The organism is Bacillus sp. EB106-04-02-XG92, assembly GCF_058791995.1.
In genome coordinates this window covers 51149-73179 of the sequence record NZ_JBYTEA010000010.1, presented here as the reverse complement: position 1 = coordinate 73179, position 22031 = coordinate 51149, and the positions used below count along the sequence as shown (strand labels likewise).

Genomic DNA, 22031 nt, shown 5'->3' with positions numbered 1-22031 from the left:
GATTCAGCATATGTACAAACAAATTATATTAGCATGTGACGGCTCTGAACATGCACTTCGAGCAGCGGAACATGCAACATATATTGCGAAATGTAGTGAAGAAACAAATGTTGAAGTTGTGTACGTAGTAGATAATAGAACAGCAAAATCAGATATTATACAAGGCCAAACAGATTTAGAAACAATATCGGCTAGCCGAAAAGATAAATTAAAAGAGATTGAAGGTTTATTAAAGAAAGAGAACATTCCTTATACAATTACGATATTACATGGTGATCCTGGAGATACAATCGTTCAATATGTAAATACAGGGGATATAGATCTTGTTATAGCTGGAAGTAGAGGGTTAAATACACTACAAGAGATGGTGCTTGGTAGTGTAAGTCATAAAATAGCAAAACGAGTGAAATGCCCGGTGATGATTATAAAGTGAAATAGAATGTAACTAAGACCTTAGGATAGCTGGGGTCTTTTTTTTTGTATAAATGCCCCTTAATTGTGGGAATACTAGATATATAAGCTAAAAAGATGTTAACTTACAAATTTGTAAGTTTGTTGTTAGTGAAATCGATGTTATGAAAAATATTCCATTGGTAAAATAAAAGTATCGAAGGAGAGATAGGGAGGATGAAAAAGATGAAAGCATTTCAAAATTTATCATATAGCCAAGGTGTCGGTCTTATTTGTTTAGGGGGATTTGCTGCATCTGTTACGTTAGCTGTTGTAATAAAGATGATTCATCAAATCTTTTAATAGTAGAGTCGGGAAGGAATTGGTTGTTATTAATAGTAAGAGAAGGGTTATAAATGAAAAATAGCTCCTAGCATGTATGTAGATGCTAGGAGCTATTTTATTATTTCTCTGTTTCTGCTTTATCGCTTGTTACGCTAACTTTACCCCATTTATATTGATCTTCTGGTGTATATTTATAATCTTTTACGCGATTATTTACACCTTTTAAGTCAAATTTATAATGAAGTGGAATTAATGGCACTTCATCATGAATTAATTTTTGCCATTTATCGTAGACATCTTTACGGTACTTTTCATCAGCAGCTTCTGGAGAAATACCTTGTTTTAATAATTCTGTGTTTTTGTCAGTAGCCCAACGTGGGTAATTGAATGCTGCATCTTTAGCCCAAATACCAGAAGGGTCTGGGTCAGATCCAGTTCCCCAAGCTGCTGCGAAAAGATCAACTTTGGGATCATCTTTTTTAATCATATCGTAGAATGAGTTAAATTCATGTAAGCGACCATCAAGAAGCTCTACTTTTAGGCCGATGTCTTTCCAAGATTGGATAAAGAATTTTGCAAGTGGTTCACTTACATCGCTACCACTCATTGATAAGAAATTAGCTTTAAACTCTTTACCATTCGGATCTTCACGGAATCCATCTCCGTTCGTATCTTTATAGCCCGCTTCATCTAATAACTTTTTAGCTTTCTCTACATCTTTATCATAGGAACCAGCTTTATTGTTATGATATTTTGGTAGGGATGGTGGGATTGGTGAGTTAGCCGGATAACGTAGGCCGTGATATAATTTTTCACCAATTTCTTTTCGATCGATAGCATACGCCATTGCTTGACGTACACGAACATCTTTAAATTTCTCTTTATCCATTACTACTTCTTCTTTTTCTTTATCCATATGTCCTAATTTAAAACCGATATAACTATAGTATAAATCAGTTTTACCGACTAATTGCGCATTTTTTAATTTACTTACATTTGGATACTGATCTGCACTTACTTCAGCAATGTCAATATCACCATTTTTTAAGGACGCGTTAACAACGGACGGGTTAACAACTTTTAAAACCATGCTTTTCAGTTTTGGTTTTCCACCATAATAATCATCAAAACGTTCAAATTCAACAGCTTCACCTGGCGTAATTTTCTTCACTTTAAAAGGTCCGAAACCAATTGGATTTTTACGGATTTTATCAGATTCTGCTAATTTATCGATTGGTACATCTCCTAAGTATTTCTTATGAAGAGGGTATGTCCAAAGCCCAGTTTTCACTGAAGGGTTTGGTGTTTTAAACGTAATCGAAATTGTTTTTGGATCAGTTACCTTTATACCTGAAATTTTTTCGGCTTTTCCATTATGGTAATCTTCCATACCTTCAATCATTTGCATTTGAGTGTCATAGCGAGAACCGGCATATTGTTTGTTACCAATCACTAGATAAGAGTATTCTAAATCCTCAGCAGTAACAGGGTTTCCATCATGCCACTTTACATTATCTTTAATTTTTAGTGTAATTGTCTTTTTATCTTTAGAAATTTCATATGTAGCAGCGCCATCATTCGTGTATTCCCAGTTTTCGTCATTTGATAATAGAGATTCATCGAAAATTGTAATGACTTGGTTATCGGGATCCCCTTCATATACAGCGAAATTTAAAAGTCCTTCAAATGGTGTGTTAGAAACAAGACCATATGTTAATGAACCATCTTTAATTTCTTTTTTATCATTTTTAACAGATGCACTAAATTTATTTGTATCTACTTTTTTTGTGCTGCTCGTTTTTTCACTACCACCACTGCCCCCACATGCTGAAAGTAGTAATGTTGAAACCGCAAGTGTACTTAATACTTTGAAAAACTTTGGCTTATTTGTCATTTCTTCCACCCCTTATCCTTTTCTTTGTCTTGCGTCGGCCGAACGACGTAGCGCCTGACCAATAAAATTTATACACAGCATCAATGTTAAAATCATGATTGATGCAGGTAACCAAATCCACCATTTCTCTTGTAATACATCTGGATTTCTAGCATAACTAACAAGTGTACCAAGGCTTGGTGTACTCTCTGGTAGGCCAAAACCTAAGAAAGTTAAACCAGATTCAATACCGATGTTTCCAGCAAGATTTAATGTAACGCTAACAATGATAATTGAACTTAAGTTAGGTAGTACTTGGAAAAGAATGATTTTCCAGTTTGGTGTTCCTAAAGTTTTAGATGCAGAGACATAATCTAGTTCTTTTTCAGTTAATACTTTTGAGCGAATTAATCTGGCCTTTCCGGTCCATAAGAACACGCTCATAATTAAAATGAAAGTGAAAATATTGAATGTAGGAACAAGTGTAATAAATACAATTACAAGCATTAAAAATGGTAAAACCATAACAAAGTCGATAATGCGCATAATGATATTATCAATAGTTCCTCCAAAATATCCGGCAATTAATCCAATTGAAAGACCAATTAAACAAGAAAGGACAGTAATTGCTAATCCAATTGTAAATGAGTTACGCGTACCAATAATAAGTTGACCGAAAATATCGCGTCCTCCGTAATCTGTTCCTAACCAATGTTCAGCAGAGGGAGGAGCATAAATAGCGAATAAATCAACTCGTACAATATCTTCTTGTTTCATAATAAAAGATGTTGCGTAGACTGCTAGTAATAAGATTGCTAGGAAAACAAGTGAAAACATTGCCAATTTATCTTTACGAAGTTCTCGCCACATAATAGAGAAACCAGAAGGGCTTTTTTCGTAATGAATAACTTCCGTTTGTTTTTCAGGGTTTGCTAACATAACGTCATCTCCTTTCTTTAATCAATACGAATACGTGGATCGACGATGCTTAGAATAATATCTGAAAGGAGAGTTCCAAGTAACGTTGCAAATCCAGTAAACATAACGAGTGCAGTTATTACACTAAAATCACGTTGAGAGATAGATTGTATAAATAGTTGTCCAATTCCTGGATAGCTAAAAATACTTTCTAAAAAGATGGCACCTCCAACTAATCCCGTAATTTCATAGCCTAAGAAGGCTGCAATTGGTAAGAATGAATTTCGTAAAATATGTCTAGAATAGATTTTTGATTCTGGAACACCTTTTGCTCTTACTGTACGCACAAAATCTTTATGTTTCGTATCAATAATTTCGCTTCGTAAATATTGAACAGTACCAACTGTTGCAATTAATGCCCCGGATAAAGCTGGTAGTAGCATGTGATTCAATTTGCTTAAATAGTAAGCGAATGTACCTGTTGCAACTTGAGGATCTACGCTACCGCCGGTTGGGAATATTGCAAACTTAAATCCGAATAGGAAGAGCATAACGAGTGCAAATATAAATAGTGGTGTAGCAAAACCTAGATAGTTGTAAATGGTAATGAGTCGATCAGCCCATGTATCATTCCACCGCCCACTTATAACTCCCAGTGGTATGGCAATTAAATAAGTAAGAATAAGAATAACAAGTGCTAAAGATACTGTATTTCCAAGTCGTTCTCCAATTAACTCGGTTACTTTCATTTTATGTGCATAGGAGATACCAAAGTCACCTTGCACTGCATTTTTAATCCAGCGAACATATTGTGTTGTAACTGGGTCATTTAATCCAAGCTTTTCACGTTGTTCTTCAATTACTTTTGGATCCGCTTTTGGATTTATTGCTCTGCCGGTTAAGGCATCGCCTGGCATTGCCTTAGCTAATAGAAAGACAAGTACACTTAACACGAATAATTGCGGGATCATTACTAAAAATCTCCGTAATATAAACTTCCACATGTTTTATCACTCCCTTATGGTAATGCCACCCGGTGCGTTGGCGAAATTGGTTTTAAATCATAAGCCCGACCGTTTTCATTGAAATAATTTTCATATGATTTCTCGTATTCAGAGCTTACTTGTTGACGAAGCTTACGCTGTCTCTCTCTGTTTTCAGGACGAATATCAGGAATGGCTGATATTAGGCGCTTCGTATAAATATGTTGCGGATTACTGTATATTTCTGCACTAGTTGCTTCTTCGACGATACGTCCGCGATACATAACACCGATACGATCACACATATGACGAATTACACCTAAATCATGACTAATGAATAAGTACGTTAGTCCGAGCTCAGCTTGTAAATCCTGCAAGAAGTTTAATACTTGAGCTTGTACAGAAACATCTAGTGCTGATACAGGTTCATCAGCGATAATAAGCTTCGGTTTTAATGTAAGAGCGCGTGCAATACCAATCCGCTGCCTTTGCCCACCGGAAAATTCATGTGGATATTTATAAATTGACTCTGGATTTAGACCAACTTTATCAAGATATTCTTGAACTGCTCTACGTTCTTCATCAGGTGAGAGCTTCTCAAAATTTCGAAGAGGTTCAGCAATAATGTCGAGAACACGTTTCTTCGGATTTAATGATGAATATGGATCTTGGAAAATCATTTGAATATCTTTTCGTTGTTCACGTAGCTCAGAACGACTTAACTTTGTTAAATCTCTATTATTAAAATGAATGCTACCCTCTGTTGCTTTCGTTAAATGCATAATTGCTTTACCAGTTGTTGATTTGCCACTTCCTGATTCACCAACGATTCCGTATGTTTCACCAGGTTGTAATTCAAAACTTACACCATCGACAGCACGCACGTAATCTAATGTGCGGCCGAAGAAACCACCTTTAATTGGAAAATGTACTTTTAAATCTTCTACTTTAAGCAGTGCCATGAGTTACGTCATCTCCTTTCTTATCTTGGAAGTTGAAATGCTTGTAGCACGTACAACGTACCCAATGGTCTGGTTTTACTTCATGTAAAATTGGATTTTCCTCGTGTTGATCCGGTCTAATCCATGGAATTCGAGCTTGGAAACGGCAACCTGTGCGAGGAAGCTTCGCCAATGTAGGAACCACCCCTTGAATTACATGCAATTTTTCTTTTTCAGCGTACGCAGATGGAATGGAGTTTAATAGAGAACGAGTATACGGGTGAAGAGGGTTGTTAAAAATCTCTTCAACTTTTCCTGTTTCTACGACTTGTCCAGCGTACATAACGACGATACGATCGGCTGTTTCTGCGACAACACTTAAATCATGAGTAATTAAAATGATGCCCATTTTCGTTTGTTCTTGAATAGATTTTAGTAAGTCTAAAATTTGTGCTTGGATGGTTACGTCAAGAGCCGTTGTTGGCTCATCCGCAATAATGAGTGCTGGGTTACAAGCAATTGCAATTGCGATAACAATTCTTTGTCTCATTCCGCCAGATAATTCGTGTGGGTATTGTTTATATGTAAGTTCTGGTTTTGGAATACCAACTTGATGAAGTAGTTCTAGGGTGCGTTCTTTCTTTTCAACTTTTGAAAGGCTTGTGTGGTAGTCTAAGTTTTCTTCGATTTGTTTTCCAACTGTCATAAGAGGATCAAGTGCTGTAAGAGGTTCTTGGAAAATCATACCGATGTTGGATCCGCGTACTTTATTCATTTCTGCGGCTGACATAGTCAGCAAATCTTTATCTCTATAGTTAAGCTGCCCTTGTAATTTTGTATTTGCTTCATTATGCAGTCGCATAATTGAAAGGGCGAGTGCACTTTTTCCGCAACCTGATTCACCAACTATCGCGACAATTTCATTTTCATGGACTGTTAACGACACATCATCAACTGCTGCATGATATTGATCTTGTATGCGAAAGGAAGTCTGTAAGTTTTCAATGCGAAGAAGTGGATTCTTCATGGCTATCCCTCCATCTTTTCAGAAAAGACTAAATATTTTGTATGTTGTTGTTATTTTAATATAAATTGACAATGTTTGACAAGAAAAAGTTGAGAAAATATTCAAAAATCTTTTTATACAAAAATTGAATGCAGTTGTATTAGTAGTTGAAGTGGTTTGAAAACGCTAACATATATAAGTGAGAGGAATAAATCTTTTGTAAGAAAAAAGTATTATATGTAGAAAAAAGAGAGGTGTTCTGGAAAGAACAGTCTCTCTTTTTTTGATAAGAATAATATTAGTATTTAAGCGTGCTTTTGTTTTGCAGACCCTGTCTTTAAAGTAAGAGCAAGGAAGAACATTGCAAGTACACAAGATGCAAGTAATAAGATGAATCCGCCATCCCATCCGAATGCATCTACGATAAAGCCCATAGCGGCACTAGCGAAAGCAGCTCCACCTAAATAACCGAAGAAGCCAGTTAATCCCGCTGCAGTTCCAGCCGCTTTCTTTGGCGCTAAGTCAAGGGCATGTAGACCAATTAACATAACAGGTCCGTAAATTAAAAATCCAATCGCGACAAGTGCGATACTATCAACCATTGGATTCCCAGGAGGGTTTAGCCAATAAACAAGAACGGCGATAAATACACCAACCATAAATAAAATACCGGCAGGTGCGCGGCGTCCTTTAAATAGTTTATCACTCATCCAGCCACAAAGAAGTGTACCTGGAATACCAGCCCATTCATATAGAGCGTAAGCTGTACGTGAGCTACTATGAGTAAAGCTTTTTTCTTCTACTAAATAAGTAGGAGCCCAGTCTACAACACCGTAACGTACGAAATATACGAAAACGTTCGCAATAGCGATGTACCATAAAAATTTATTGTTTAGTACATATTTAAATAAAATTTCTTTTGCTGAAAGTTCGCGTTCGCGATCTTGTACTTTCTCATCTGGTGGATATTCTCCAGTATGTTCTTCAATAGAAGGTAATCCGCAAGATTGAGGTGTATCTTTCATCGTAATTAACACATAAATACCAACTAAAATTGAAAGAATACCTGGGAAGTAAAAAATACTATGCCAGTCATTTGCAAAGAAATATAAGCCTAATGTTACAAGAGAAGGCATAAGTGCGCCGCCGACATTATGAGCGACGTTCCAAATAGACATTTTTGTACCACGTTCACTAATAGAGAACCAGTGAACCATCGTACGGCCACAAGGAGGCCATCCCATACCTTGTACCCATCCGTTTAAAAACTGAAGTACAAACATAAGTATAATGCTCGTTGTAATGAAAGAAAATGAGCCGAAAATAATATTAATGATACCTGATAAAAATAGTCCAGCTGCTAAAAAGTAGCGAGGATTACAACGGTCGGATACGATACCCATAAGAAATTTACTTAATCCGTAAGCGATAGAAACTGCTGAAAGGATAACCCCAAGTTCCCCTTTACTAAAGCCTTGTTCAATTAAGTATGGCATTGCTAGTGAAAAGTTTTTTCGAACAAAGTAATAACCTGCATAACCGATGAAGATACCTAAGAATACTTGTAAACGTAATTTACGGTATTCACTATCAACGCGATCAGCTGGTAAGCGTTCCGCGTGGGGCGCAGGTTTAAAGAATTGTGTGAAAAACATAAAATGAAAATCCTCCCCTAATTAATTCGAAGTGTTGTAAGGCAGAGAGAATATAAAAAGGCCATGAAATATAAAAAAGTTTCCTTTTTTATGATTCATAGCCGTGTACTCCGATTCTCCGTGACTGTCAATATTAACTTCGTCGAAAATTATACAACTTTGTGACAAAATTGTAAACGTTTTTATAAATAAAAACTGTTGACGGATTTTGTTCGTGGGATTAATATTTAAATACGTTAAATATTTTATTGTTTAAATAAGAGGTGGATAACATGCCAAATGATATGACGCATATCGATAAAATTCAAGCTCTTGCCTTTTCGATTGGAAAGAAAATGCAGACGGAGTTATTAGAACAAATGCAAGCAACAGGACTTACACCACCGCAGTTTTATATTTTAAAGATTTTAGATCATTATGGAGCTTCAAGGGCGACAAAATTAGCAAAAAAGATGTATGTAAAGCCTAGCGCAATTACAGTGATGATTGATCGCTTAATTGACCAAGAGCTTGTAGAGCGTTATCACGACAAAGATGACCGCCGTGTTGTCATCATTGAGTTAACAAAAAAGGGGAAAGCTAGAGTAGAAGAGGCAATGACCGCTCGTAATGAGCACATTGCAAAATATTTCTCACATTTAGAATTACAAGAAAGAGAAGATTTGTTACGCCTCTTTGAGAAGCTAGAAACAATTATTTGCGGGACACAAGAGAAAAAAGAGAATAACTAAGAGGAATTGAGGAGATTACATGGAGCAACAAGAAAATATAAATAGAAAGTTGTTGTTAATCGGTTTAATAATCGCGATGCTATTTGCTGCATTAGATGGAACAATCGTTGGCACAGCAATGCCGCGTATCGTCGGTGAACTAGGTGGATTAAGCTTAATGACGTGGTTAACAACAGCTTATATGTTAACATCAACGACAGTTGTACCAATTGCAGGTAAATTAGCAGATTTACTTGGTCGTCGTAACGTATATATAACAGGGCTAGTTATCTTTATGGTTGGCTCAGCGTTATGTGGTATGGCAAATGGTATGACAGAATTAATTATTTTCCGTGGTATTCAAGGTCTTGGTGGCGGTATTATGATGCCGATGGCTATGATTATTATCGGAGATATGTTCACGGGGAAAGAACGTGCGAAATGGCAAGGTATTTTTGGTGCGTTATACGGTCTTGCTTCTGTAATTGGGCCACAAGTTGGTGGTTGGATTGTAGATGCAGTGAACTGGAGATGGGTATTCTATATCAACTTACCGGTTGGTATTTTAGCAACAATCTTTATTGCAATGGGATTAAAATCACATAAACAAACAGGACCAATTAAAATTGATATCGCTGGAATTTTCACGATGATTCTCGGTGTTGTAAGTTTATTACTTGCATTAACGTTTGGCGGAAAAGATTACCCATGGGATTCTTGGCAAATTATCGGTTTATTTGCATTAGCTCTAATTGGTATCGTTAGCTTTATTATCGTTGAAACAAAGGCAGAAGAACCGATTTTACCGATGCATTTCTTTAAAAATCGTACATTTACATTATTAAATGCGATTGGATTCTTTATGAGTATTGGAATGTTCGGTGCGATTATGTTCGTACCATTCTTTATGCAAGGAATTGTAGGAGTAAGTGCTGCTGAATCAGGAACAATTATGACGCCGATGATGATTACAATGATTGTGATGAGTATTATCGGTGGGCAACTTGTATTAAAAGTTGGTGTAAAACCACAAATTATTACAGGAATGCTTATAATGGCTGGAGGATTCTGGTTATTAACAACGATGGATATGCACACAACTAAATTAACTGCAACGTCTTATATGATGGTTATCGGTTTAGGTATGGGTCTTGTAATGCCAACGTTAACATTAGCGTTACAAGAAAGCTTCCCGAAAAAAGACCTTGGTGTCGTAACATCATCAAGTCAGTTCTTCCGTCAAATTGGTGGAACATTTGGTATTACAATTTTAGGATCAATTATGAATAACACTTCAGGTACAACATTAACAAAGAATTTAGTACCTGTATTAGATACGTTCCCGAAAGAAGCGGGACAAATGGTAACGAAATTTAAAGATATGATTCATACAGATCCACAAGGTTTATATTCGATGCTATTTAGTCCAGAGGCATTAAAACAAATGCCAGAAGCGTTTGCTAACAGCATTGTACCAATTTTGAAAAACTCTTTAGTAGACTCACTCCATACTGTATTCTTAACAGGATTAGTATTTATCGTAGTAGGTGCTATCTTTACGATTTTCTTACAGAAGATTAAACTGTCAGATCGTAAAAAAGATGCTGAAGAGCCAGCTACAGAGGAAAAAGAACAGACTGTATCATATTCGTAATGAAAAAGCATCGCCTTATGGCGGTGCTTTTTTGAGTATAACCTTAAAAGCTTTTTCGTGAGAAATGATTGACGTATTTCTAGAAATAAGTTATATTATTTTCTGTAAACGGTTACATGAAATGGAGAGGGAAAAGAATGAGTACGATTAAAGACGTTGCGAAATTAGCGGGAGTATCTGTTGCGACCGTTTCCAGAGTTTTAAATAAAAATGGATATGTTCATGAAGATACATTAAAGAAAGTAGAACGAGCGATTGAGATGCTAGATTATAAACCTAGTACAGTAGCACGTTCACTGTATAATAAGAAATCTCGTTTAATTGGCTTAGTTGTTCCAAATATCGTGAATCCATTCTTTCCAGAAGTTGCACGTGCCGTAGAAGATGTAGCTCATAAGCAAGGATATACAGTTGTACTTTGTAACTCTGATGAAAATTTAGAAAAAGAAAAGCAATATATTGATGTACTTAGACAAAATAATGTCGACGGATTTATTGTAGCAACAAATCCACAAAATAGTGTTAATTACATGAATTTGTCAGTACCAGTCGTTGCAATTGACCGTATGTTTAATGAGCGTATACCTGCTGTGTATGCAGATAACTATGCGGGAAGTCAGGAAGCGACAAAGTTATTAATAGACAAAGGCTGTAAACATATTGCGCATATTCGCGGACCGCGTGACGTAAGCACAGCTAATGAGCGTTTTGAAGGCTTTGTAGACGTTATTACGCAAAATAATCTTTCTTATATGATTGCAGAGAGTACATTTGATCCAGCTAATAGTGAGCGTGTAACGGTGGAATTATTAGAAGAGTACCCACATATAGATGGAATTGTTGCCGGGAATGATTTAATTGCAATAGGTATTGTAAAGGCTGCACTTCAAAAGGGAATTTCTATTCCGGATGATTTACAAATTATCGGATTTGATGGAATTTCTTTAACAGAGATGATGTATCCATCTATTACAACCGTTGCACAGCCAATTTATGAAATGGGGAAAGTTGCAACAGAACTGCTGTTAGAGCAGATGGAAGGAAACGTATTAGAAGAGAAACACTATCGTTTACCGATTGAAATTATAGAACGAAATACAACGAAGTAAGGAGATGAAACAGATGCCAAATATTGCAGTAGTAGGTAGTATTTCAATGGACTTAGTGGCTGTTTCAAAAAAACGTCCGAAAGCAGGAGAAACAGTAATTGGTGAAGCTTTTCATACAATTCCAGGAGGGAAAGGAGCGAACCAAGCGGTTGCTGCAGCTAGATTAGGCGCAAATGTAGCAATGGTTGGAGCGGTAGGAAACGATAATTATGGAACTGTAGTGAGGAAAAATTTAGAGAACGAACGAGTTTTTATCGACTATGTGGTACCGGTTACAGATACGGCGACAGGAATTGCTCATATCGTTTTAGCAGAAGAGGATAACAGTATTGTTGTCGTGCAAGGGGCGAATGCTCTTGTAAATGAGTCGATTGTAGATCGTTCAAAGGATCTTCTTATAAAAGCAGATATGGTTGTTTTTCAACTAGAGATTCCACTTGAAACAGTAAAATATGTATTGGCTATTTGTGAGGAACACAAAATCCCAGTTATGTTAAATCCAGCGCCAGCACAAGTGTTATCAGAAGATATTTTAGAAAAGGCGACTTATATTACGCCAAATGAACATGAGTGCCGTATCGTATTAGATGATTTCACATCACCAATTGAAGAGTTACTTGCTAAATATCCAAATAAACTATTGATGACAGAAGGTTCTAACGGTGTTCGTTTCCATAATGGCAAGGAGATTGTCCATGTTCCTAGTATTGCTGTTGATGTAGTAGATACGACTGGAGCTGGTGATACATTCAATGGTGCATTAGCAGTTGCACTTTCTGAAGGAGAAGCTCTTCAAAAAGCAATTCGTTTTGCGAATATTGCTGGTGGTCTTTCTGTAACGAAGCTTGGGGCGCAAGGTGGTATGCCAACGAGAGACAAAGTACGTGAAGTGCAGGTGATTGTTGGATGAAAAAGCACGGTGTATTAAACAGTGAGATTGCAGCTGTCCTTGCTTCACTGGGGCATACAGATACGATTGTAATCGCAGACTGCGGGTTACCAATTCCTGACGGAGTAAAGCGAATTGATTTAGCAGTTGAGCTTGGAAAACCTAGTTTTTTAGACGTATTGCAAGTGGTAGCTGATGATATGGCAATTGAAAAAGTAACGTTAGCAGAAGAAATCATTAACACTAATGCGGAAGTAAATAAAGAGATTGAGATGAAATTAATAGAGCCAGCGTTTGAATATGTATCGCATGAACAATTTAAAGAGCATACAAAGAAAGCGAAGGCGATTATTCGTACAGGAGAGGCTACTCCTTATGCCAATGTAATTTTACATGCAGGCGTGATTTTTTAATAAAGGGAAGTGATGAGAATGCGTATTGAAATGAAAAATATTTCAAAGGCGTTCAATGGCAATCCTGTTTTGAAGAGTGCACAATTTATGATTGAAACAGGGGAAGTCCATGCATTGATGGGGGAAAATGGAGCGGGGAAATCAACGCTCATGAAGATTTTAACAGGTGTATATAAAAGAGATGGTGGAACAATCACGATTGATGGACAAGAACGAACTTTTAAAAATGCGAAAGAAGCAGAAGAGTACGGCATTGCATTTATACATCAAGAATTGAACATATTATCGAATTTAACAGTAGCTGAAAATATGTTTCTCGGTAAAGAGTTGATGTATGGGAAGACAGGTATTTTGCGTACGCGTCAAATGAATGCGATTGCGCAGCAGCAACTGGCGAAGTTAGGGTTACATGTAAAAGGCGCTATGTTGGCAGGAGAGTTATCGGTTGGACAACAGCAAATTATCGAAATTGCGAAAGCGTTAATGACAAATGCTAGCGTCATCATTATGGATGAACCTACAGCTGCATTAACAGATCGTGAAATTGAAACGTTGTTTACTGTTATTAATCAATTACGTAAAGAAGGCGTTTCGTTCGTTTATATCTCACACCGAATGGAAGAAATTTTTTCAATCTGTGATGCCATTACAATTTTACGTGATGGGGAATACGTCGGAAAGAGATCTATTCCGGAAACATCGTTTGATGAAGTAGTGAGTATGATGGTGGGGCGCAGCATTGGTGAACGTTACCCAGAACGAAATAGTCAAATTGGCGATGTTATTTTTGAAATGCGTAATGGAACGAAAAAAGGGAAGTTTGAAAATGTATCGTTTCAAGTGAGGAAAGGTGAAATCCTTGGTGTTGCTGGCTTGATGGGAGCTGGACGTACAGATATTATGAAAGCGATATTTGGATACGAACCTTTAGATTCTGGCCAAATTTTCATAAATGGACAAGAAGTAAAGATTGATAGTCCGATAGATGCGATTAGACAAAGAATAGCTTTCATTACAGAGGATAGAAAATCTGAAGGATTAGTGTTAGATTTCTCAATTCGAGAAAATTTAGCTTTACCGAATTTAGAAAGTCTTTCAAAGGGAAGTGTCTTAAGTAACGAACTAGAACAACAGTTTACAGCGGATATGATGAAGCTACTTAATGTGAAAGCATCTAGTGGAGAGCAAGCAGTGAAATCTCTTTCTGGTGGAAATCAGCAAAAGGTTGTTATTGCAAAATGGCTAGGTATCCACCCGCAGTTACTCATTTTAGATGAGCCAACAAGGGGTGTCGATGTTGGAGCGAAAAAAGAAATTTACTCTATTATGAATAAGCTTACTGAGCAAGGCGATGCCGTTATTATGGTATCATCTGAGCTTCCAGAAGTTTTAGGAATGAGTGATCGAGTTCTTGTTATTCATGAAGGAAAAGTCGGCGGGATTTTAGGGAAAGATGAGGCATCACAAGAGTCTATTATGGCACTAGCTACAGGGGGAGAGTAAGGATGGCTAAGAAGGGGAATGTATTACAACAACTCGGTTCTTTAATCGGTTTAGTATTAATTATCGTCGTAATTACAGCTTTAAATCCAGCATTTATTGAAATTCCAAATTTATTTAATATACTGCGTCAAGTATCGATTAATGCGCTTATTGCATTCGGAATGACCTTTGTAATTTTAACAGGGGGTATTGACTTATCGGTAGGTTCTATTTTAGCATTAGCAAGTGCACTTGTTGCTGGAATGATGGCAAGTGGCATGGACCCGTTTCTTGCAATGGCAGTTGGATTATTGGCTGGTCTTGTAATGGGGATTGTAAACGGTATCATTATTGCGAAGGGAAAAGTAGCTCCATTTATTGCGACGTTAGCAACAATGACTATTTTTCGTGGGTTGACGCTTGTTTATATGGACGGACGTCCGATCACTGGTCTTGGTGATCATTTAATGTTCCAAATGTTTGGCCGCGGTTATTTTCTCGGTATTCCGGTACCAGCTGTTACAATGATGATCGCTTTCGCAGTACTGTACTTCATTTTGAAGAAAACGACATTTGGTCGCCGTACATTTGCAATTGGTGGAAATGAAGAAGCAGCAGCACTATCAGGTATTAATGTTACGAGAATTAAAGTAATGATTTACGGTCTTTCCGGAATTTTGGCAGCGCTTGCAGGTATTGTCTTAACATCACGACTAGATTCTGCACAACCAACTGCAGGTACTTCTTACGAATTAGATGCAATCGCAGCAGTTGTATTAGGTGGAACAAGTCTTTCTGGGGGAAGAGGATGGATTGTTGGTACATTCATCGGCGTACTTATTATCGGTGTACTAAATAACGGTTTAAATTTATTAGGTGTATCTTCTTTCTTCCAACAAGTTGTAAAAGGACTTGTAATCTTACTAGCTGTATTAATTGATCGTCGAAAAGAAGCGTAATGGAGGGACAGTTCATGAAGAAATGGTTACTTATACTCGTTGCATCTATTATGGTCATTACTGCTGGTTGTTCAATGGAACCACCAGAATGGGCAAAGGATTCTGGCGATAAAGGTCGAAATAAAACTATTAAAGTTGGATTCTCTGTTTCAACTTTAAACAATCCATTTTTTGTGACTTTGAAAAAAGGGGCAGAAAAGAAAGCGAAAGAAAGTGGCATTGAATTGATTGCTGTTGATGCGCAAAATGATGCAGCAAAGCAAACGAACGATGTTGAAGATTTAATTCAAAAAGGTGTCGATGTAGTTGTTATTAATCCAACCGATTCAGATGCTGTTGCTTCAGCGGTAAGTGCGGCAAATGCAGCGAATGTCCCTGTTATTACTGTAGACCGCGTTGCAAATTCAGGTAAAGTTGTTTCACACATTGCCTCTAATAATATTGAAGGTGGTCAAATGGCTAGTGATTACATGCGTGAATTAGTTGGCGATGGAGCAAATGTTGCTGAATTAGAAGGAATTCCTGGCTCTTCTGCTGCTCGTGAGCGCGGGAAAGGATTCCATAACGTAGCGGATAAGTCTTTGAAAATAGTTGCAAAACAAGCGGCTGATTTTGATAGAGCAAAAGGATTATCTGTTATGGAAAACATTTTGCAAGCAAATGTTGATATTAAAGCCGTGTTTGCGCATAACGATGAAATGGCATTAGGAGCACTTGAAGCATTGAAGTCTGCTGGAAAAACGGATGTATTCGTTGTTGGTTTTGATGCAACAGAAGATGCTGTAAAAGCGGTTAAAGATGGGCGTATGGCTGCAACAGTTGCTCAAAAACCGGAATTAATCGGGGAGAAGGCGATGCAAACAGCAAAAGAGATAACGCAAGGTAAAAAAGTAGACAAATCTATTCCGATTGAATTAGAGCTTATTAAGAAAAACAAATAAATATAAAATGAAAATTAGGAAGGAAGAATAACAAATGAAATTCTTTATTGATACAGCAAACATTAATGAAATTAAAGAGGCAAATGCATTAGGCGTATTAGCTGGAGTAACGACAAATCCATCACTTGTAGCAAAAGAAGGAGTAGATTTCCACGAGCGTATTCGTGAAATTTGCAGCGTTGTAGAAGGCCCTGTAAGTGCAGAAGTAATTAGCTTAGAAGCTGATAAAATGATCGAAGAAGGAAAAGAATTAGCGAAAATTGCTCCAAACGTTGTTGTAAAAGTTCCGATGACAACAGAAGGTTTAAAAGCAGTAAAAGCATTCTCTGACTTAGGAATTCGCACAAACGTTACATTAGTATTCTCAGCAGTTCAAGCATTACTTGCAGCTCGTGCTGGTGCGACATACGTTTCACCATTCTTAGGTCGCTTAGACGATATCGGTCATAACGGTATGGACTTAATTCGCCAAATCGCAGAAATCTTTGCCATTCACGGCATCGAAACAGAAATCATCGCAGCATCTGTACGTCACAGTGTTCACGTAACTGACGCAGCATTAAATGGTGCACATATTGCAACAATCCCAGCAAACGTAATTGCTTCATTAGTGAAGCATCCATTAACAGATCAAGGAATTGAGAAATTCTTAGCTGATTGGGAAAAAACACAAGAGAAATAATAGAAATCAAGAATCCTAGTTTAATTGACTAGGATTCTTTTTTATTTAAAAGAATTTTCATGCAATTTTGCATATTGTCTTTTAAATTTGTTATATAAGCTATTTAATATATATCAAATCACTTTTTATTTTTCATATTTCGACATAAAACGGTAGAAGTTCTGACCAGAAAACTGGAGGGCATGATTCTATAACAGAAAGCTTAACGTTTATAGAATTGTGCCTTTTTATATAGGGAGGGCAGTAAACGGGGATTTCGACAAAAATGCACTTATTTATCTGAATTTTAAGTTTTATAAAAGGAGAGAAATAGAATGAGAAGAAAAGCGCCATTTAAAGTGTTATCGTCATTAGCAATTGCGGCAATTATCGGATGTACATCTGTAATGAGTGCTCCATTAGCGTACGCAGAAACGCCAGCAAGAGAGAAAGAAAATGTGTCTACAACAACAATTGATTACAATTTAATTCAAGAAGATCGTCTAGCGGAAGCGCTGAAAGAAAGAGGAACAATTAATCCAGCATCTTCTAAAGAAGAGACGAAAAAGGCTGTAGAGAAATATATTGAAAAGAAACAAGGAGATCAGGCAAATAAAGAAATTCTTCCAGCGGATACTGCTAAAGAAGCATCTGATTTTGTAAAAAAAGTAAAAGAGAAAAAAATGGAAGAAAAGGAGAAAGTAAAGAAACCTGAAAAAAATGTGAGTCCTGAGCAAAAGCCTGAACCAAATAAAAAACAATTGAATGGACAAGTTCCAACATCTAAAGCAAAGCAAGCGCCGTATAAGGGATCTGTTCGAACAGATAAAGTATTAGTATTACTCGTTGAATTTAGTGATTATAAACATAATAATATCGATCAAACACCAGGGTATATGTATTCGAATGACTTTAGTAGAGAGCATTACCAAAAAATGTTATTTGGTAATGAACCATACACGTTATTTGATGGTTCGAAAGTAAAAACATTTAAACAATATTATGAAGAGCAGTCTGGTGGTAGTTATACGACAGACGGATATGTAACGGAGTGGCTAACTGTTCCAGGAAAAGCATCTGACTATGGTGCTGATGGTAGTAGTGGGCACGATAATAAAGGACCAAAAGGTGCACGTGATTTAGTGAAAGAAGCTTTACATGCAGCTGCTGAGAAAGGATTAGATTTATCTCAATTTGATCAATTTGATAGATATGATACAAATGGTGACGGGAATCAAAATGAACCTGACGGTGTAATTGATCATTTAATGGTAATCCATGCTGGTGTTGGTCAAGAAGCTGGTGGCGGTAAATTAGGTGATGATGCAATTTGGTCACATCGTTCAAAATTAGCAATAGATCCAGTAGCAATTGAAGGGACAAAATCGAAGGTAGATTACTTTGGAGGAAAAGTAGCAGCACATGATTACACAATTGAACCAGAAGATGGAGCAGTCGGTGTATTTGCACATGAATTTGGACATGATCTTGGCTTGCCGGATGAATATGACACGAAATATACGGGAACTGGTTCACCTGTCGAAGCTTGGTCATTAATGAGTGGAGGTAGTTGGACAGGGAAAATTGCAGGAACAGAGCCAACTAGTTTCTCGCCACAAAATAAAGACTTCTTACAAAAGAATATGGGTGGCAACTGGGCAAAAATTTTAGAAGTAGACTACGATAAAATTAAGCGTGGTGTAGGAGTTCCTACATATATCGATCAAAGTGTTACGAAATCAAATCGTCCAGGCGTTGTACGTGTTAACTTACCAGGTAAAAGTGTTGAAACGATTAAACCTGAGTTTGGAAAACATGCATATTATAGTACAAGAGGCGATGATATGCATACAACATTAGAAACACCATTCTTTGATGTAACAAAAGGAACAAATGCAAAATTCGATTATAAAGCAAATTATGAGTTAGAAGCAGAGTGCGATTTTGTCGAAGTACATGCAGTAACAGAAGATGGAACGAAAACATTAATTGATAGACTTGGAGAAAAAGTAGTCCAAGGAGATAAAGATACAACAGATGGGAAATGGATTGATAAATCATATGATTTAAGTCAATTTAAAGGAAAAAAGGTGAAACTACAATTCGATTATATTACAGATCCGGCTGTAACATATAAAGGTTTCGCGATGGATAATGTAAATGTAACTGTTGATGGACAAGTTGTATTTTCTGATGATGCAGAAGGACAGTCTAAAATGAATGTAAATGGTTTTGTTGTTTCTGATGGAACAGAGAAGAAAGCTCATTATTACTACTTAGAGTGGAGAAACTATGCGGGATCAGATAATGGATTAAAAGCAGGAAAAGGTCCAGTGTATAATACAGGTCTTGTCGTTTGGTATGCAGATGATAGCTTTAAAGATAACTGGGTTGGGGTGCATCCAGGTGAAGGATTCCTTGGTGTTGTAGATTCTCATCCAGAAGCCCTTGTTGGTAATTTAAACGGGAAACCAGCATACGGTAATACAGGTATGCAAATTGCGGACGCTGCATTTTCGTTTGATCAAACACCAGCATGGAGCGTAAATTCATTAACACGTGGACAGTTTAACTATTCTGGATTACAAGGTGTTACAACTTTTGACGATTCAAAAGTCTATAGTAACAAACAAATTGCAGACGCAGGAAGAAAAGTTCCAAACCTTGGACTTAAATTCCAAGTTGTTGGACAAGCAGATGATAAATCGGCAGGCGCTGTTTGGATTAAACGTTAATAACAGAAAAGCACATTCTTCATATGAAGAATGTGCTTTTTAATTGTACAGTAAGTTATTATTTTAGCTTATGTAATACAAGTGTCTGTTCATATGTAGTGTATCAAATTATGTGGGAGAAGGAAATATTTCCGAGGAAATTGTCGAAGTATCGTCGGTATTTATACACTTTTTTTGTAAAAGAAGAAATGTAGTATTGCCTTTACAGTTTAATTTATTTACATTGTTACTTGGCTATACACAGAAGTAATATATTCGGCAATAAAAGAGCGCTCTGGATAGTGCTCTTTTTTATGGATAGAAAGGAGTTGAATTAAATGAAAGAAGTAATTGAATGTCCACAGTGTGAAGGAGATATTACTGCGCAACATATTATTGATCTCCCGCATCCTTTTTCATTCAGATGTCCACACTGCAAGGTGAGGTTAAAAGAAATGAGAATCACACCTTGCTTAATATTAGCAGCAATTTGTATCATTCCACTGCTTATTATAATTGGAGAGAGTATTAAGGAATTACTAGTAAAATATTTTTCTATTATAGATGATGTACCAACTGTACTTATTTTCTTCTTATTTTGTTATCCATTGTATTATCTCTATGAAAAATATAATGCCATATTGTTTATTAAATATGGTTTATTGAAAGTTAAAAATTGAATAGGAGATTATCATTATGTTGTGGAAAATTTATTTAGTCATTGTAGCGATATTGGCTATTACTTCGTTAGTAAGAGGTATGTTTCAAACGTCAATTCAAAAGTTTGATTTTGTAGTGACTATCATTACATGGATAGGGCTATTTGGTTTTGTTTTTGATGTAGAGATAGTAACTCCACTCGTTTGGAAGTGTATCTTCGTGTTTAGCGTTATTTGGACTTTTACTGCAGTTTTTGTTTTACGTTTATATGAAGAGAAGGATGACCCGCTACCTTTTATATTTAAATTAATTGGTATTATCCCAACTCTGCCATTATATTACGGGCTATATCAATATGCATTTAAAAAAAGACAATGATGGAGTTATCCCATCATTGTCTTTTTTACGTTGCTTTTTTCTTTACTTTTTATTTTGCTTCTTACATAAATCATTCCAGCGAATGTTAATAAGAATGCAGTTCCGATAACGAAGCTGATGCTAGGGGATGCCCCGATTGCACCAACTGTAAAGGATCCAGCAACAACTCCTAATGAGAAGAAAGCATAAAACAATCCGAATGCCTTTCCGCGTTTATCATCTGTCGTATTTTCAACAAGTAATGCATTTATTGATGGGAAAAGGATAGCGAATCCAATGCCATAAATCATCATAACGATAAAGAGCATACCTTTTGTTGCGAATAATCCAAGTAAAGATAATGCTAATGCCATTACTGCAATACCAATTAGCATTAGTTTTGAACGATTAAATCGATCGTAAATACGATTTGTTGGTAGTAAGAAGAAGAGGATAGCGGTAATGCCGAATACACTTAACATCATGCCTGTTGTAGATGCTTTAAGTGCTAATGCCTCAAATTTCACTGGTAACATATAAGTGACAATTCCTTGTGAAAACATTAGTGTGAAAGCACCAATATATGCTTGTAATAACGGTTCTGATTTCAATAGTTCAATCATATCTTCTTTGTTCATCATTTGTGTTCTTGAAGTATCTTTTCTCGATACGTTATTTGGTAAGAAGAATAGAGATACGATTGTGCCAAGAACCATTAAAATAGAAATGGTAATGAACACCCACTCTATACCAGCAGTTGCTTTCATAATCCCGCTGAAAGCAGGTCCTACAATTGCGGCTGTTCCAACAGCAGCACCAGATAGAGCCATTGCCTTACCTTGTCTTGCTGCATTTGTTTGTTTTGATAAAAACGTAAAGGCAGCAGGAATTAAAAATCCATCACTAAAGCCGTGCATAAAGCGCACAACTAATAGTTGTTCACCACTTTGAACAACGGTGTATAACAAGACTATGAAACTCGTAAGTCCCATGCTTATATAAAGTATTTTTTTTGCACCAAATTTATCGACAGCAGCGCCAGCAATAATATTACCAATCATATTAGCGAATGAGTACATGCCGACAACCAGTCCAATAATAAGAGGGGATCCTCCAAGACTTTGAGCGAACGTACTCATAATAGGTAATTGTGAAAATGTATCTAGAAACGCTACGATAACAATAAAGTAAATAAAATATTTCAAGCGATATTCACCTCTCCTATGCTATTATGGCATAATGCTAATTTCAACCGCAATGAAATTGAATTAACAGATGTGGAAAAAAGTACAAAGTGACAAAATATTGAACGTTATTTGTTAAAAATTAGTGGGGACGAGATTGTTTTTTTGAAATATATGGATAGAAGTA

Annotated in this window: 21 protein-coding genes; 14 read left to right on the top strand and 7 right to left on the bottom strand. The window is 36.6% G+C overall.

Going from position 1 to position 22031, the window contains the following annotated elements; all coding sequences use genetic code 11:
* Positions 1-10 precede the first annotated feature (10 nt).
* The gene (locus AC3WVA_RS21635; protein ID WP_000277995.1) at positions 11-433 is read left to right on the top strand and encodes a universal stress protein; all 423 of its coding nucleotides are present in this window, start codon (positions 11-13) and stop codon (positions 431-433) included.
* Positions 434-627: 194 nt separating this feature from the next.
* Positions 628-753 (top strand): DUF4027 family protein, encoded by a 126-nt coding sequence (locus AC3WVA_RS21630; RefSeq protein WP_000738295.1) that lies wholly within the window; start codon positions 628-630, stop codon positions 751-753.
* 100 nt (positions 754-853) lie between these two features.
* Here the strand turns inward: AC3WVA_RS21630 and opp4A are convergent, their stop codons facing one another.
* The 6 genes from opp4A to glpT form a co-directional block, all read right to left on the bottom strand.
* A complete protein-coding gene (gene opp4A / locus AC3WVA_RS21625; RefSeq protein ID WP_098345944.1) occupies positions 854-2629 on the bottom strand; it encodes an oligopeptide ABC transporter substrate-binding protein in 1776 nt (591 codons plus the stop codon).
* 12 nt (positions 2630-2641) lie between these two features.
* Positions 2642-3547 carry an ABC transporter permease gene (locus AC3WVA_RS21620; protein WP_000880737.1) on the bottom strand — a complete coding sequence of 302 codons (906 nt, stop codon included), beginning with the start codon at positions 3545-3547 and terminating at the stop codon, positions 2642-2644.
* A 17-nt stretch (positions 3548-3564) separates the two neighbouring features.
* Positions 3565-4530: an oligopeptide ABC transporter permease gene (gene opp4B, locus AC3WVA_RS21615; protein WP_098345945.1), complete on the bottom strand. Its 966-nt coding sequence runs from the start codon at positions 4528-4530 to the stop codon at positions 3565-3567.
* Positions 4531-4544: 14 nt separating this feature from the next.
* A complete protein-coding gene (locus tag AC3WVA_RS21610; protein WP_001196373.1) occupies positions 4545-5471 on the bottom strand; it encodes an ABC transporter ATP-binding protein in 927 nt (308 codons plus the stop codon).
* Positions 5458-6477 (bottom strand): ABC transporter ATP-binding protein, encoded by a 1020-nt coding sequence (locus AC3WVA_RS21605; protein WP_000795376.1) that lies wholly within the window; start codon positions 6475-6477, stop codon positions 5458-5460. Before AC3WVA_RS21605 ends, AC3WVA_RS21610 begins: the two co-directional genes overlap by 14 nt.
* Before the next feature lie 284 nt (positions 6478-6761).
* Complete coding sequence (gene glpT, locus AC3WVA_RS21600) at positions 6762-8111, bottom strand: glycerol-3-phosphate transporter (RefSeq protein ID WP_048525037.1); 1350 nt, start codon at positions 8109-8111, stop codon at positions 6762-6764.
* 272 nt (positions 8112-8383) lie between these two features.
* On the opposite strand from glpT, the gene AC3WVA_RS21595 reads away from it, so the two are divergent.
* The 12 genes from AC3WVA_RS21595 (at position 8384) to AC3WVA_RS21540 (ending at position 20681) form a co-directional block, all read left to right on the top strand.
* A complete protein-coding gene (locus AC3WVA_RS21595; RefSeq protein WP_001132358.1) occupies positions 8384-8842 on the top strand; it encodes a MarR family winged helix-turn-helix transcriptional regulator in 459 nt (152 codons plus the stop codon).
* Between the two features lie 19 nt (positions 8843-8861).
* Positions 8862-10475, top strand: coding sequence for an MDR family MFS transporter (locus AC3WVA_RS21590; protein WP_048525035.1), 1614 nt, complete (start codon positions 8862-8864; stop codon positions 10473-10475).
* 137 nt (positions 10476-10612) lie between these two features.
* A complete protein-coding gene (gene rbsR, locus AC3WVA_RS21585) occupies positions 10613-11584 on the top strand; it encodes a ribose operon transcriptional repressor RbsR (protein WP_098345946.1) in 972 nt (323 codons plus the stop codon).
* A gap of 13 nt (positions 11585-11597) precedes the next feature.
* Entirely contained in the window at positions 11598-12494 is an 897-nt protein-coding gene (gene rbsK / locus AC3WVA_RS21580) for a ribokinase (protein ID WP_492322179.1), read from the top strand.
* Positions 12491-12886: a D-ribose pyranase gene (gene rbsD / locus AC3WVA_RS21575; RefSeq protein WP_098345948.1), complete on the top strand. Its 396-nt coding sequence runs from the start codon at positions 12491-12493 to the stop codon at positions 12884-12886. Before rbsK ends, rbsD begins: the two co-directional genes overlap by 4 nt.
* Positions 12887-12904: 18 nt before the next feature.
* Entirely contained in the window at positions 12905-14389 is a 1485-nt protein-coding gene (gene rbsA, locus AC3WVA_RS21570; RefSeq protein WP_071759404.1) for a ribose ABC transporter ATP-binding protein RbsA, read from the top strand.
* Between the two features lie 2 nt (positions 14390-14391).
* Entirely contained in the window at positions 14392-15327 is a 936-nt protein-coding gene (locus AC3WVA_RS21565) for an ABC transporter permease subunit (RefSeq protein ID WP_001074638.1), read from the top strand.
* 14 nt (positions 15328-15341) lie between these two features.
* Positions 15342-16268, top strand: coding sequence for a ribose ABC transporter substrate-binding protein RbsB (rbsB, locus tag AC3WVA_RS21560; RefSeq protein WP_098521284.1), 927 nt, complete (start codon positions 15342-15344; stop codon positions 16266-16268).
* A 34-nt stretch (positions 16269-16302) separates the two neighbouring features.
* Positions 16303-16950 carry a fructose-6-phosphate aldolase gene (gene fsa, locus AC3WVA_RS21555; protein ID WP_000667664.1) on the top strand — a complete coding sequence of 216 codons (648 nt, stop codon included), beginning with the start codon at positions 16303-16305 and terminating at the stop codon, positions 16948-16950.
* Between the two features lie 314 nt (positions 16951-17264).
* Positions 17265-19664, top strand: a complete 2400-nt coding sequence (inhA2, locus tag AC3WVA_RS21550) for a M6 family metalloprotease immune inhibitor InhA2 (RefSeq protein WP_098521285.1) — start codon at positions 17265-17267, stop codon at positions 19662-19664.
* A gap of 317 nt (positions 19665-19981) precedes the next feature.
* Entirely contained in the window at positions 19982-20323 is a 342-nt protein-coding gene (locus AC3WVA_RS21545; RefSeq protein ID WP_098345950.1) for a hypothetical protein, read from the top strand.
* Positions 20324-20339: 16 nt separating this feature from the next.
* A complete protein-coding gene (locus AC3WVA_RS21540; protein ID WP_429604199.1) occupies positions 20340-20681 on the top strand; it encodes a hypothetical protein in 342 nt (113 codons plus the stop codon).
* Between the two features lie 5 nt (positions 20682-20686).
* Here the strand turns inward: AC3WVA_RS21540 and AC3WVA_RS21535 are convergent, their stop codons facing one another.
* Entirely contained in the window at positions 20687-21865 is a 1179-nt protein-coding gene (locus AC3WVA_RS21535; RefSeq protein ID WP_098521325.1) for an MFS transporter, read from the bottom strand.
* Positions 21866-22031: the final 166 nt, after the last annotated feature.